Annotated in this window: 12 protein-coding genes; 10 read left to right on the forward strand and 2 right to left on the reverse strand. The window is 71.5% G+C overall.

The features are described 5' to 3' along the window. Positions 1–4 precede the first annotated feature (4 nt). The 7 genes from ASE01_RS08835 (at position 5) to ASE01_RS08865 (ending at position 7,098) form a co-directional block, all read left to right on the forward strand. A complete protein-coding gene (locus tag ASE01_RS08835) occupies positions 5–886 on the forward strand; it encodes an ATP-grasp domain-containing protein (protein WP_056749792.1) in 882 nt (293 codons plus the stop codon). Positions 887–1,022: 136 nt separating this feature from the next. Then, positions 1,023–2,654, forward strand: coding sequence for a chaperonin GroEL (gene groL, locus ASE01_RS08840; RefSeq protein ID WP_056749793.1), 1,632 nt, complete (start codon positions 1,023–1,025; stop codon positions 2,652–2,654). A gap of 242 nt (positions 2,655–2,896) precedes the next feature. Further along, complete coding sequence (locus ASE01_RS08845; protein ID WP_056749794.1) at positions 2,897–3,286, forward strand: RidA family protein; 390 nt, start codon at positions 2,897–2,899, stop codon at positions 3,284–3,286. Beyond that, positions 3,283–3,888 (forward strand): NTP transferase domain-containing protein, encoded by a 606-nt coding sequence (locus tag ASE01_RS08850; RefSeq protein WP_082605921.1) that lies wholly within the window; start codon positions 3,283–3,285, stop codon positions 3,886–3,888. The genes ASE01_RS08845 and ASE01_RS08850 overlap by 4 nt, the downstream gene beginning before the upstream one ends. A 9-nt stretch (positions 3,889–3,897) precedes the next feature. Continuing rightward, the gene (locus ASE01_RS08855; RefSeq protein ID WP_056749795.1) at positions 3,898–4,791 is read left to right on the forward strand and encodes an AAA family ATPase; all 894 of its coding nucleotides are present in this window, start codon (positions 3,898–3,900) and stop codon (positions 4,789–4,791) included. Continuing rightward, positions 4,788–5,909, forward strand: a complete 1,122-nt coding sequence (locus ASE01_RS08860; RefSeq protein ID WP_056749796.1) for a vWA domain-containing protein — start codon at positions 4,788–4,790, stop codon at positions 5,907–5,909. The genes ASE01_RS08855 and ASE01_RS08860 overlap by 4 nt, the downstream gene beginning before the upstream one ends. Then, entirely contained in the window at positions 5,902–7,098 is a 1,197-nt protein-coding gene (locus ASE01_RS08865) for an XdhC family protein (RefSeq protein WP_056749797.1), read from the forward strand. Before ASE01_RS08860 ends, ASE01_RS08865 begins: the two co-directional genes overlap by 8 nt. Positions 7,099–7,117: 19 nt before the next feature. Here the strand turns inward: ASE01_RS08865 and sigJ are convergent, their stop codons facing one another. Further along, positions 7,118–8,005 carry an RNA polymerase sigma factor SigJ gene (sigJ, locus tag ASE01_RS08870; RefSeq protein ID WP_056750177.1) on the reverse strand — a complete coding sequence of 296 codons (888 nt, stop codon included), beginning with the start codon at positions 8,003–8,005 and terminating at the stop codon, positions 7,118–7,120. 148 nt (positions 8,006–8,153) lie between these two features. Here sigJ and ASE01_RS08875 point away from each other — a divergent pair, with 148 nt between their 5' ends. Both ASE01_RS08875 and ASE01_RS08880 read left to right on the forward strand, forming a co-directional pair. Then, positions 8,154–8,606: a carboxymuconolactone decarboxylase family protein gene (locus tag ASE01_RS08875; RefSeq protein ID WP_056749798.1), complete on the forward strand. Its 453-nt coding sequence runs from the start codon at positions 8,154–8,156 to the stop codon at positions 8,604–8,606. Positions 8,607–8,667: 61 nt separating this feature from the next. Then, positions 8,668–9,909, forward strand: coding sequence for a transcriptional regulator (locus ASE01_RS08880; protein WP_235535923.1), 1,242 nt, complete (start codon positions 8,668–8,670; stop codon positions 9,907–9,909). Positions 9,910–10,274: 365 nt separating this feature from the next. Here the strand turns inward: ASE01_RS08880 and coaA are convergent, their stop codons facing one another. Further along, positions 10,275–11,261 (reverse strand): type I pantothenate kinase, encoded by a 987-nt coding sequence (gene coaA / locus ASE01_RS08885; RefSeq protein ID WP_056749799.1) that lies wholly within the window; start codon positions 11,259–11,261, stop codon positions 10,275–10,277. Positions 11,262–11,387: 126 nt separating this feature from the next. Between coaA and glmS the strand changes: the two genes are divergently transcribed. After that, on the forward strand, positions 11,388–13,232 hold the full coding sequence (gene glmS, locus ASE01_RS08890) for a glutamine--fructose-6-phosphate transaminase (isomerizing) (RefSeq protein ID WP_056749800.1): 1,845 nt from the start codon (positions 11,388–11,390) through the stop codon (positions 13,230–13,232). The last annotated feature ends 1 nt before the right edge of the window (position 13,233 follow it).

Below are 13,233 nucleotides of genomic sequence, written 5' to 3' on the forward strand. Positions count from 1 at the left end.
GGCCATGACCGCCACGACCCCCTCGGTGCTGCTGGCCACCTTCGACCTCCTCCCCGACGGCGAGCCCGACGGTGCCCTGCTCGTCGAGGCCCTCGCCGAGCGCGGCGTCGAGGCTCGGTGGGTGTGTTGGGACGACCCGGCCGTGGACTGGGCGGTCGCCGATCTGGTCGCCGTCCGCTCGACGTGGGACTACCACCGCCGCCTGCCCGAGTTCCTCGCCTGGGCGCGCCGGGTCGAGGCCGGCACGCGACTGCTCAACGGCTCCGACGTCTTCGCGTGGAACGCCGACAAGGGATATCTCATCGAGCTCGCCGACGCGGTGCCCGTCGTGCCGACGGCGCTCCTGGCCGACACCGAGCTGGCCCCGGGCCTGCGCGACGCACTGGGGCGCTGGGGCACCGTCGTGGTCAAGCCACGCACCGGTGCCGGGGGCGTGGGGCTGGTCGTCGCGTCGCGCACCGACGACCCGGCCCTGGCGGGACTGCTGGCGGGGCCGTGGATCGCGCAGCCCCTCGTGGAGTCGGTCCGGACGGCGGGGGAGTCCTCCGTCTTCGTGCTCGAAGGAGAACCCGTCGCCCAGGTCGACAAGGTCGCTGCGGGCGAGGAGGTGCGCGTCCACCCGAAGTACGGCGGGAGCAGCCGGGCGGTCGCGCTCGACCCGGTCCGGGCCGACGTCGCCCGTGAGGCGGTGCGGTCCGCGGCCGCGCTGCGCGGTGGCGACCTCGCCTACGCCCGCGTCGACCTGATGCAGTGGGAGGGCCAGTGGTCCCTCAGCGAGTTGGAGCTGATCGAGCCGGGGCTGTACCTCGACGTCGTACCCGACCTCGCCGGTTCGTTCGCCGACCTGCTCGCCGACCTGCTCGCCCGGCGAGCGGAGCGGGGCTGAGGGCCGCCATCTCCTTGCACTCGCAGGGGGCGAGTGCTAAACATGAGGCTGGCACTCGTAAGATCAGAGTGCCAATCCCGGACCGGTTCCTCGGGCCGGATCACCACGAACGCACCTGCGAAGGATCGCAAGAGACATGTCGAAGCTGATTGCTTTCAACGAGGAAGCCCGGCGCGGCCTCGAGCGTGGGATGAACACGCTTGCTGACGCCGTCAAGGTCACCCTTGGCCCGAAGGGTCGCAACGTCGTCCTGGAGAAGAAGTGGGGCGCCCCCACGATCACCAACGACGGTGTCTCCATCGCCAAGGAGATCGACCTCGAGGACCCCTACGAGAAGATCGGCGCCGAGCTGGTCAAGGAGGTCGCGAAGAAGACCGACGACGTCGCCGGTGACGGTACGACGACGGCCACCGTGCTCGCCCAGGCGCTCGTCAAGGAGGGCCTCCGCAACGTGGCCGCCGGCGCGAACCCGATGGGCCTCAAGCGCGGCATCGAGGCAGCCGTGACCGCCGTGACCGAGCAGCTCCTGGCCCTGGCCAAGGACGTCGAGACCCGCGAGCAGATCGCCGCCACCGCCACCATCTCCGCCGGCGGCGACGCCACCGTCGGTGACGCCATCGCCGAGGCGATGGACAAGGTCGGCAAGGAGGGCGTGATCACGGTCGAGGAGTCGAACACCTTCGGCATCGACCTCGAGCTCACCGAGGGCATGCGGTTCGACAAGGGCTACATCTCGGCCTACTTCGTCACCGACCCCGAGCGCATGGAGACCGTCCTCGAGGACGCCTACGTGCTCATCGCCAACTCCAAGATCAGCAACGTCAAGGACCTGCTGCCCCTCCTGGAGAAGGTCATGCAGTCGGGCAAGCCGCTCGTCATCCTCGCCGAGGACGTCGACGGCGAGGCGCTGTCGACCCTGGTCGTCAACAAGATCCGTGGCACGTTCAAGTCGGTTGCCGTCAAGGCTCCCGGCTTCGGCGACCGCCGCAAGGCCATGCTGCAGGACATCGCGATCCTGACCGGTGGCCAGGTCATCTCCGAGGAGGTCGGCCTCAAGCTCGAGTCCGCCGGTCTCGAGCTGCTCGGCCAGGCCCGCAAGGTCGTCATCACCAAGGACGAGACCACCATCGTCGAGGGTGCCGGCGACCAGGGCCAGATCGAGGGCCGGGTCAACCAGATCCGCGCCGAGATCGAGAACTCCGACTCCGACTACGACCGCGAGAAGCTGCAGGAGCGCCTGGCCAAGCTGGCCGGCGGCGTTGCTGTCATCAAGGTCGGCGCGGCCACCGAGGTCGAGCTCAAGGAGCGCAAGCACCGCATCGAGGACGCCGTTCGCAACGCGAAGGCGGCCGTCGAGGAGGGCATCCTGCCCGGCGGTGGCGTCGCACTGGTCCAGGCCGGCGCGACCGCTTTCGAGAAGCTCGAGCTCGAGGGTGACGAGGCGACCGGTGCGAACATCGTTCGCGTCGCGCTCTCCGCTCCGCTGAAGCAGATCGCGATCAACGCCGGCCTCGAGGGTGGCGTCGTCGCGGAGAAGGTCGCGAACCTTCCTGCCGGCCAGGGCCTCAACGCCGCGACCGGTGAGTACGTCGACCTGCTGGCCGCCGGCATCATCGACCCGGCCAAGGTCACCCGCTCGGCGCTGCAGAACGCCGCGTCGATCGCCGCGCTGTTCCTCACCACCGAGGCCGTCGTGGCCGACAAGCCGGAGAAGGCTGCCGCTGGTGGCGGCGACCCGACCGGTGGCATGGGCGGCATGGACTTCTAGTCCCCCTTGTCCGCGATGCGGTGCGAGCTCGCTCGCACGCTTCGCGGACTATCACAGGGACAGGGTTGAGGAGCGTCGGCTCCCTCGCGCTGCGAAGCAAGCGAGTGAGCGACGCGTCTCGAAACCGAGTCACCTGCACGGAAGATTCACCCACAGGGCCCCCGCTCCGCGCGGGGGCCCTGTGGCCATTTCGGCCGCCATTCCGGGAGCGCGGTGCTGGACACCCGCGCCAAGATGGACCCATGCCCGTCGAACTCCTGCGCGCACCGACCCTGACCGACGACGTGCCCTACGCCTATGCCGCACGCGTGGGCGCCCTGGTCCTCACTGCGGGCGCCTGCCCGCTCGACGAGTCAGGCGAGGTGGCCTTCGTCGGCGACGTCGCCGGCCAGGCCGGGCTGGTGATGGACAACCTGGTCGCGGCCCTCGCCGCAGCCGGCTGCACCCTGGCCGACGTCGCGAAGTCCACCGTCTACGTCGCCTCCTCCGACCGGGCCGACCTGGTCGCTGCGTGGCAGGTCGTGCGCGCGGCCTTCGGCGAGCACGACGCCCCGAGCACACTGCTCGGCGTCACCGTGCTCGGCTACCCGGACCAGCTGGTCGAGGTCGAGGCGATCGCGGCGCTGCCGTGACGGTCCACGGGCTGCTCCTCGCCGCCGGCGCGGGCTCCCGGATGGGCCAGCCCAAGGCGCTGGTCCGCGACGACGACGGGCTCCCGTGGCTGGTCCGGTCGGCGACCGTCCTGCTCGACGGTGGCTGCGCTGAGGTCACCGTCGTGCTCGGTGCCTCGGCGGACGAGGCCGAGCGCCTGCTGGCGGACGCGGACCTCGACCTGACCCGGGTGCACGTGACGCGGTCGCTGGCCTGGCAGGCCGGGATGGGGGCATCCCTTCGCGCCGGCCTGCGGGCGCTGGCCGACACGCAGACCGACGCTGCGCTCGTCCACCTCGTCGACCTGCCGGACGTCTCCGCGGACGTCGTGCGCCGGGTCCTGGCAGCCGAGGCCGGTCCGGGAGCGCTCGCGCGGGCGTCGTACGACGGCACACCGGGGCACCCGGTCCTGCTCGGGCGGGAGCACTGGGTCAAGGTGGCCGATGCGGCGTCGGGCGACCGCGGCGCGCGGCTCTTCCTGTCGGTCAACGACCCGGTGCTCGTGGAGTGCGGGGATCTCGCGTCCGGCGTCGACGTCGACGAGCCGGTCGGGCCAACCACGGACCAACGCCCGGCTCAATAGCCTGCGAGCATGGACCCCCGCGTCGCGGAGCTGGCTGGCCGGCTCGAGCAGACCGGATACCTGTGCGACGACGAGCTGGCGACCGTGCTGTTCCTGTCACTGCAGATGGGCCGCCCGCTGCTGCTCGAGGGAGAGCCGGGGACGGGCAAGACGGCCCTCGCCGAGGCGATCGCCCAAGCGCTCGACCAGCCGCTGGTGCGGCTGCAGTGCTACGAGGGGATCGATGCGACCCAGGCGCTCTACGACTGGGACTTCCCGCGCCAGATCCTGCACCTGCGCGCCCTCGAGGCGCTGTCGGGCAGCGACCCCGCCGGCGGTGAGCGGCGCAACCTCGAGGAGGCCGAGAAGAGCCTCTACGACGAGCGGTTCCTCCTGGCCCGGCCGGTGCTGGCCGCGCTGCAGCAGGCGCCGGCGGTGCTGCTGATCGACGAGGTCGACCGGGCCGACGACGAGTTCGAGGCGTTCCTGCTGGAGGTCCTCTCGACCTTCCAGGTCACCATCCCCGAGCTCGGAACCGTGCAGGCAAGCACCCCGCCGACGGTCGTGCTCACCTCCAACCGGACCCGCGAGCTGCACGACGCCCTCAAGCGCCGGTGCCTCTACCACTGGATCGACCACCCGGGCCTGGACCGCGAGGTCGCCATCGTCCGCTCCCGCGCCCCCGAGGTGAGCGCGGAGCTCGCTCGCCAGGTCGTCGACGTCGTCCAGCGGCTGCGTGACACCGAGGACCTGATCAAGGCGCCGGGGGTCGCCGAGACCCTCGACTGGGCGCGCGCGTTGCAGCACCTGGGCACCACCGAGCTCGACGTGGAGACCGCGGCGCTGACCCTCGGAGCGCTGGTGAAGCATCGCGACGACGCGGAGCGCGCGCGGGCGGCGATCGACCGGATGCTGGCGCGATGAGCGGCTCCTCCGGAGTCCTCGACCGGCAGCCCGACGAGATCCTGCTCGGGTTCGCCACGGCGCTGCGGGGCGCCGGGGTGGCAGTGACCCAGGACCGCACCCGCGCCTACCTCGACGCGGTCGCGATCGTCGGCCTCGGCGACCCCGCCGCCACCCGGACTGCCGGGCGGGCCACGTTGTGCGCGACCCGTGAGGACGTCGAACGGCACGACCGGGTCTTCGAGGAGTGGTTCCACCGCGACACCACGACCCCGACCCTGCGACCCCGAACGGTCCAGCCACGTCCCGGTGTGGCACTGCTCCCCGACGACCAGGGCGAGGGAGCGGGAGCCGCCGAGGACGATCCGGTGCGCGCCGCCGCCAGCGCCGCGGAGGTGCTGCGGCACCGCGACGTGGCGGGCCTCGACCCGACCGAGCGGGCCCTGCTCGCGGCGATGTTCGCCGAGCTGAGGGTGCGTCTTCCCGTGCGGCCGACCGCACGTCGTACCCCTCACCGGCGGGGGGCCGTCGACGCCTCCCGGACGTTGCGCGCCAGCCTGCGACGGATGGGCGAGCCCGCGCAGATCCATCGCCGTCGCCGCGACGTCCGGCCACGCCGGGTGGTGCTGCTGGTCGACGTGTCCGGCTCCATGAGCGGGTACGCCGACGCCCTGCTCCGCCTCGCCCACCGCTTCGCCACCGCCGGGCCGCAGGTCGAGGTCTTCACCGTCGGGACCCGGCTCACCCGGATCACTCGGTCCCTCCGGCTGCGCGACCCCGACCGGGCGATCGCGGCGGCGGGCGACGTCGTCCCGGACTGGTCGGGCGGCACCCGGCTCGGCGAGACGCTGCACGCCTTCCTCGTCCGTCACGGGCGGCGCGGCATGGCGCGGGGTGCGGTCGTAGTGGTGTTCAGCGACGGCTGGGAGCGCGGCGATCCCCAGCTGCTGGGCGACCAGGTCGCGCAGCTGCAGCGGCTCGCCCACCGGGTCGTGTGGGTCAACCCGCACCGCGGCAAGGACGGCTACCAGCCGGTCCAGCAGGGCGTCCTGGCCGTCCTCCCGCACGTTGACGCCTTCCTCGCCGGCCACTCGCTGGCGACCTTCGCGGAGCTGACGGAGGTGCTGGCCCGTGCGTGAGGTGCTGCCGCAGCTGCTGGCGTGGTGGGAGGCCGGCGAGACCGTCGGGATGGGCACGGTCATCGCGACCTTCCGCTCCGCGCCGCGGCCGCCGGGCGCGTCGATGCTCGTGGGACCGGATGCCTCCGCCGTGGGGTCGGTGTCCGGCGGTTGCGTCGAGGGAGCCGTCTACGACCTGGCGCAGGAGGTCGCAGCCTCCGGTGCGCCGCGGCTGCAGCGCTACGGGGTCTCCGACGACGACGCCTTCGCCGTCGGCCTCACCTGCGGCGGGATCCTCGACGTCTACGTCGAGAAGGTGAACCGCGAGACCTTCCCCGAGCTCGGCGAGATCGCGGCCGACATCGAGGCCGGGCTCCCCGTTGCGGTCGCCACCGTCGTCGACCACCCCGACCCGTCGTACGTCGGCCGTCGCATCGTCGTCCGTCCTGCTGATCCCACCAGCCCCACTGGTGCCCCGTCTGCGGTAGTCCCGGGCCAAAAGCACCGGAAAGCGGCCGAGAAGGGTGCTTTTGACCCGGGACTATCGCTGGGCAGCACCCGGATCGACGACGCCGTGAGGGACGACGCGCTCGGGCTGCTGGTCTCGGGACACCACGGCACGCTGAGCTACGGACCCGACGGCGAACGACGCGGCGAGGGGATGCGGGTGTTCGTGTGGGCGTTCGCGCCGGCGCCGCGGATGCTGGTGTTCGGGGCGATCGACTTCGCGGCCGCGGTCGCACGGGTGGGTGGCTTCCTCGGCTACCACGTCACGGTCTGCGACGCGCGTCCCGTCTTCGCGACCACGAGCCGGTTCCCCGGCGCGGACGAGGTGGTCGTGGAGTGGCCGCACCGCTACCTCGAGGCCCAGTGGGACGCAGGTCGCATCGACCGCCGCACGGTGATCACGGTGCTCACGCACGACCCGAAGTTCGACGTCCCGTTGCTGGAGGTGGCGCTGCGCCTGCCGGAGATCGGGTACGTCGGCGCGATGGGCTCTCGGCGTACCCACGACGACCGGATGGAACGACTCCGCGAGGCAGGGCTGGACGAGGCGGAGCTGGCCGGCCTCTCCAGCCCGATCGGACTGGATCTCGGTGCCCGCACCCCAGAGGAGACCGCGATCAGCATCGCAGCCGAGATCGTCGCCGGACGGTGGGGCGGGACGGGCGCGCCGCTGGCCGCGCGGGAGGGCCGGATCCACGGCTGAGCGGCGGACCGCTCGGGCGTCAGTTCCGCCAGGTGGCGAGCTTGTCAGGGTTCACGACCATCCAGACGTCGGTGACCAGACCGTCGGCGACCTGCAGGTTGATCACTCCGAGGACGTCCTCTCCCTCCAACCAGACGAAGCCGAGGCCGTCGGCGGTCGGGCGCTCGACCATCCGCCACGTGGGGCGCTTGTCGATGCAGCCGAGCACGAAGCGGGCCACCTTGGACGGACCGGACACCGGCTTGAGGGCAGCACTGACCAGGCCGCCCCCGTCCGAGCGCAGCACCACGGAGGGGTCGAGGAGCGCCGCGAGCGCACCCAGGTCGCCGCCCGCGGCGGCCGCCCCGAAGGCGCGCACGATCGCGTCGTGCTCGGGAGCGGCCGCGACCGACTCCCGGTGCGTCGCGACCCGGCGGCGGGCCGAGCTCGCCAGCTGGCGGACCGCGGCGGGGGAGCGCCCCACCACGTCGGCGATCTCCCCGAAGGGCACCGCGAAGACGTCGTGGAGCACGAACGCCACCCGCTCCGGCGGTGTCATCGCGTCGAGCACCACCAGCAACGCGGTGCTGACGGTGTCGTCGAGGGTGACCCGGTCCGCCGGGTCCGGGGCGTGCGAGGACACCAGGAGGAGGTCGGCGGGCACCGGCTCGGGAAGCCACGGCCCGACGTACTGCTCCCGGCGGACGCGCGCCGACTTGAGCACGTCCAGGCAGACCCGGCTGGCGACCCGGGTCAGCCAGGCCTGCGGTGTGTCGATCGCGGCTCGCTCCTGCTCACCGAGCCGGTACCAGCGCAGGTAGGTCTCCTGCACGGCGTCCTCGGCCTCCTGGACCGAGCCGAGCATCCGGTAGCCGAGCGCGACCAGCCGGCTGCGCTCCGCCATCACCTCGTCGAGGTCGTCGCTCATGGCGTCCACGGGTTCACGTCCTTCGGGGTTCACGCAGGTCTGACGAGGCAACGGCACGAAGTGTGAGCACCTCACATCTGCGGGGCCTGTGTCGTCAAGTGATCGAGGCCGCACACGGTGGCCCGTCGACAGGAGAGGCAGGAAGCCCATGCTCCCGCACGCCAACATCACCAAGCTCGTCCCCGGCCTGTACGAGGCGCAGCTCGCGGCGGACAAGGCGGCCGACGACGCAGCCGTCGCGGCCGGCCTGGACCCGCTGCTCGTCGAGCTGGTCAAGATGCGCGCCTCGCAGCTCAACGGCTGCGCCTTCTGCCTGCGGATGCACGCCCGTGACGCCATGGAGCGGGGCGAGAGCGCCGACCGGCTCGCCGTCGTCGCCGCCTGGTGGGAGTCGCAGTACTTCTCCCCGCAGGAGCAGGCCGCCCTCGCCCTCGCCGAGCAGGTCACCCGGATCGGGGACCTGCACACCGGTGCGGCGCCCGCCGTCGACATCGAGGCAGCCCTCGACGAGAAGAAGGTGGCCGCGGTCATCGCCGTCGCCATCGCGATCAACACCTGGAACCGGATCGCGATCGCGAGCCACTACCCCGTCGCTCCCTGACCGACGGGGCAGTCCCGACGGCACGTGATCGCCGTCACACCCCAGGGGTACTGTGCTGGGTGTGGACGAGCTCCTGGAGCGCCGACGGGCGGCCCTCTCGGCCTGGACCACCTTCGTCGAGGAGGGGGACCGGGCCGCGACGCTCGTGCGTCCGGAGATCCGGGACAGCTGGGAGCGCTCCGGCGCGTCCGTGATGCCCGACGTCGTCGAGGCACCGCTGGCCGACGAGTCCGAGACCAAGTCGTTCTGGCAGGGCTCACCGCTCCAGGTGGCCGTCGAGCGCGTCGAGGACGAGCTGCGGCGCACTGCCGAGGACGGTGACCTCGTGCTCGCCGTCACCGACCCCGACACCCGGGTGCTGTGGACGTACGGCGGCCGGGTGATGAGGCGCAAGGCGGAGAGTGTCAACTTCGTCGCCGGCGGCCGCTGGGACGACCGGTCCGTCGGCACCAATGCGCTCGACCTCGCCAACCGGATGGACCGGCCCTCGATGGTCTTCAGTGCCGAGCACTACGCCCCGATCGTGCACAACTGGGTGTGCTGGGCGGCGCCGCTGCACGACCCGGTGAGCGGCACCAAGCTCGGCGTCCTCGACATCTCGACCAGCTGGGACCGCACCCACCCGATCGGCCTGGCCACGGCGCGGGTGCTGGCCCGGTTGGTCGAGCAGGCGCTGCCGAACACCCAGCACTACGTCCAGGAGGCCGTGGCCGCCGAGGAGCTCGTCGAGCCAGGCCTCGTGCTGAGCCTGCTCGGCACCGCCGAGGCGTGGGTCGACGGCCAGCGGCTCCTGCTCAACCGTCGCCAGTCCGAGATCCTCGCGCTCCTCGCCCTCCACCCCGACGGCCTCTCGCTGGACCAGCTCCACGCGATGCTCTACGGCGACCACGCCGTCACGTTCTCCACCCTCAAGGCCGAGGTCTCCCACCTGCGCCAGGCCCTCGCCGGCCAGCTCGCCTCCCGCCCCTACCGCCTCCTCATGCCGATCGCCACCGACGTCGACCACGTCCTCGGCCTCCTGCGCCGCGGCGAGGTCGCCGCCGCCGTCGACGCCTACGGCGGCGACCTCCTGCCCGGCACCGAGAGCCCCGCCCTCGTCGAGATGGGGGAGTACGTCGCCGTCGCCGTCCGCGAGGCCCTCCTGGCCGACCCCCAGCCCGATGCCGTCCTGCAGTACATCGAGCTCGCGCCGTACGACACGGCCGTGCTGGAGGCATGTCTCGCCCAGCTGGGTCGCGACGTCCGCCTCCACCACCCCGCCGTCCCGTTGCTCAAGGCGAGGCTGGCGGTCGCGGACTCCTGACCCCGCGGTCGGGTGGTTCGTTGGTCGAGGAGGCCGCCCGCGGCCGTCTCGAGACCTCTGGCCGTGGTACGGCGGACGGCCACCGTTGGTCGAGGAGGCCGCCCGCGGCCGTCTCGAGACCTCTGGCCGTGGTGCACCCGACTGCCCACGTCTGAGWTCCGGCACCGACTCACCGGGTCTCGAGACGGTCGCTGCGCGACCTCCTCGACCAACGGGGAGCCGCTCCGGTGCACCCGACTGCCCACGTCTGAGTTCCGGCACCGACTCACSRGGTCTCGAGACGGTCGCTGCGCGACCTCCTCGACCGACGGGGAGCCGCTCCGGTGCACCCGCCTGCTCGTGGACGACCCAACGACGCGTGCGGCTCAGATCTTGCGCAGCCGCACGTACTGCACCGAGTGGTCCGCGGACTTGCGGAGCACCAGGGTCGCCCGGGAGCGGGTCGGCTGGACGTTCTGCGCGAGGTTCGGGCCGTTGATCGAGTCCCAGATCCGGCGCGCCTCGTCGACGGCGGTGTCGTGGCTGAGCGCGGCGTACTTCGCGAAGTAGGAGTTCGGGTCGCGGAAGGCGGTCTCGCGCAGCTTCAGGAAGCGGTCGACGTACCACTCGCGGATGTGGTTGGTGTTGGCGTCGACGAAGATCGAGAAGTCGAAGAAGTCTGAGAGCCCCAGGGCGGTGCGGCCGTCCTCGCGGACCCGCGCCGGCTGGAGGACGTTGAGACCCTCGACGATCACGATGTCGGGGCTCTTGATGACGACCTTCTCGTCGGGCACGACGTCGTAGACCAGGTGGGAGTAGACCGGCGCCTCGACCTCGTCCTTGCCGGACTTGATGTCGATGATGAAGCGCAACAGCGCGCGCCGGTCGTACGACTCGGGGAAGCCCTTGCGCTCGAGCAGGCCGCGCTTCTCGAGCTCGGCGTTGGGGTAGAGGAACCCGTCGGTGGTGACGAGCGCGACGTTGGGGTGCTCGGGCCAGCGGGCGAGCATCTGCTGGAGCACGCGGGCTGCGGTCGACTTCCCGACCGCGACCGAGCCGGCGAGGCCGATCACGAACGGCGTGCGCGGTGGCGTCACGCGGTGGAGGAAGGCCTCCTGCTCGTGGTGCAGGCGCGTGACCGAGTTGACCCGGAGGCTGAGCAGGCGGGAGAGGGGGAGGTAGACGTCGCGGATCTCCCGCACGTCGAGCGAGTCGCCGATACCGCGAAGGCGCTGGACCTCGTCCTTGGTGAGCGGGCTCTCGGTCTCGGAGGCCAGCTTTGCCCAGGTCGCGCGGTCCAGCTCGACGTACGGCGATGACTCCCTGGTCGGCTCTTCACCCGGGGTCTCCACCGTGTCCTGAGCGGTCGGCATGACGACGATTGTTCCAGTCGGGGTACGACGCCCGGTGGGCGCGTCCCGATCCGGGGCCGATCTCACGTCCTCACCCGCCGCCCGGCGACGTGGTCCTCGCTCCAGGAGCCACTACAGTGGGCGATCATGTGCGGGATCGTCGGATATGTCGGGCCCAGGTCGGCCACGGACACGGTCATCGACGGCCTGCGCCGCCTGGAGTACCGCGGCTATGACTCGGCCGGGGTCGCCGTGGTCAGTGACGGCGAGCTGTCGGTGCGCAAGCGCGCCGGGAAGCTCGTCAACCTGGAGAAGGTGCTCGACGAGACGCCGCTGCCGGTCGCGCAGATCGGGATCGGGCACACCCGCTGGGCCACCCACGGCCCGCCCAACGACGCCAACGCCCACCCGCACACCGGTGGCGTGCGCCGCGTCGCGCTCGTTCACAACGGCATCATCGAGAACTTCATCGAGCTCCGTGAGCGCGTCGAGGCCGACGACCACGAGCTCCTCTCCGACACCGACACCGAGATCGTCGCCCACCTGGTCGAGCTGCAGGTGCAGTCCGGGGTCGACCTGACGGTCGCGATGCAGCGCGTCTGCCAGCAGCTGGACGGTGCCTTCACCCTCGTCGCGATCGACGCCAACGAGCCCGACAAGGTCGTCGCCGCGCGCCGCAACTCGCCGCTGGTCGTGGGCCTGGGCGACGGCGAGAACTTCCTGGGCTCCGACGTCGCGGCCTTCATCGAGTTCACCCGCGAGGCGCTCGAGCTCGGCCAGGACCAGATCGTGGTGATGACCCCCGACGAGGTCGTGGTCACCGACTTCTTCGGTGAGCCGGTCGAGGTCGAGCAGTTCCACGTCGACTGGGACCTCTCCGCTGCGGAGAAGGACGGCCACGACTGGTTCATGCGCAAGGAGATCTTCGAGCAGCCGCGGGCCGTGGCCGACTCGCTGATCGGCCGTCGCACCGTGGGAGGCCAGCTGCAGCTCGACGAGATGCGCCTCGCCGACGAGGAGCTCCGCGACGTCGACAAGATCATCATCATCGCGTGCGGCACCTCGTTCTACGCCGGCATGGTCGCGAAGTACGCCATCGAGCACTGGACCCGGACGCCGGTGGAGGTCGAGCTCGCCTCCGAGTTCCGCTACCGCGACCCGATCATCGACTCGACGACCCTGATCGTCGCGATCAGCCAGTCCGGGGAGACCGCCGACACCCTGCAGGCGATCCGGCACGCCCGCTCCCAGCGGGCCAAGGTGCTGGCGATCTGCAACACCAACGGCTCCTCGATCCCGCGCGAGTCCGACGCCGTGATCTACACCCACGCCGGCCCGGAGATCGGTGTCGCCTCGACCAAGGGCTTCCTGACCCAGCTGGTCGCCTGCTACCTCCTCGCGCTCTACATGGCGCAGGTCAAGGGCACCCGCTACGGCGACGAGATCGACGAGATCATGGAGCAGCTCGAGGCGATGCCCGAGCACATCGAGACGGTCCTCCAGGGATCGCAGGCGGTCTACGAGCTCGCCCGGGACCACGCCGGGACCCGCTCGGTGCTCTTCCTCGGCCGCCATGCCGGGTACCCCGTCGCCCTCGAGGGAGCGCTCAAGCTCAAGGAGCTCGCCTACCTCCACGCCGAGGGCTTCGCGGCCGGCGAGCTCAAGCACGGCCCGATCGCGCTGATCGAGGAGGGCCTGCCGGTGCTGTGCGTCGTGCCCCCGAAGGGTCGCGACAGCCTCCACTCCAAGATGATCAGCGGCATCCAGGAGGTGCGCGCCCGCGGTGCCCGCACCATCTGCCTCGCCGAGGAGGGCGACACCTCGATCGAGCCGTACGCCGACGTCCTGATCCGGCTGCCGAAGGTACCGGTCCTGCTACAGCCCCTGGTCGCGATCGTGCCCCTGCAGCTCTTCGCCTGCGAGCTGGCCACGGCGCTCGGTCACGACGTCGACCAGCCCCGCAACCTCGCCAAGTCCGTCACCGTCGAGTAGG

The organism is Nocardioides sp. Root190 (genome assembly GCF_001428565.1).
Taxonomy (GTDB): domain Bacteria; phylum Actinomycetota; class Actinomycetes; order Propionibacteriales; family Nocardioidaceae; genus Nocardioides.

Coding starts and splice junctions, on each gene's coding strand:
- ASE01_RS08835 (WP_056749792.1), top strand. CDS start 5: ATGACCGCCACGACCCCCTCGGTGCTGCTGGCCACCTTCGACCTCCTC.
- groL (WP_056749793.1), top strand. CDS start 1,023: ATGTCGAAGCTGATTGCTTTCAACGAGGAAGCCCGGCGCGGCCTCGAG.
- ASE01_RS08845 (WP_056749794.1), top strand. CDS start 2,897: ATGCCCGTCGAACTCCTGCGCGCACCGACCCTGACCGACGACGTGCCC.
- ASE01_RS08855 (WP_056749795.1), top strand. CDS start 3,898: ATGGACCCCCGCGTCGCGGAGCTGGCTGGCCGGCTCGAGCAGACCGGA.
- ASE01_RS08860 (WP_056749796.1), top strand. CDS start 4,788: ATGAGCGGCTCCTCCGGAGTCCTCGACCGGCAGCCCGACGAGATCCTG.
- sigJ (WP_056750177.1), bottom strand. CDS start 8,005: ATGAGCGACGACCTCGACGAGGTGATGGCGGAGCGCAGCCGGCTGGTC.
- ASE01_RS08875 (WP_056749798.1), top strand. CDS start 8,154: ATGCTCCCGCACGCCAACATCACCAAGCTCGTCCCCGGCCTGTACGAG.
- coaA (WP_056749799.1), bottom strand. CDS start 11,261: ATGCCGACCGCTCAGGACACGGTGGAGACCCCGGGTGAAGAGCCGACC.
- glmS (WP_056749800.1), top strand. CDS start 11,388: ATGTGCGGGATCGTCGGATATGTCGGGCCCAGGTCGGCCACGGACACG.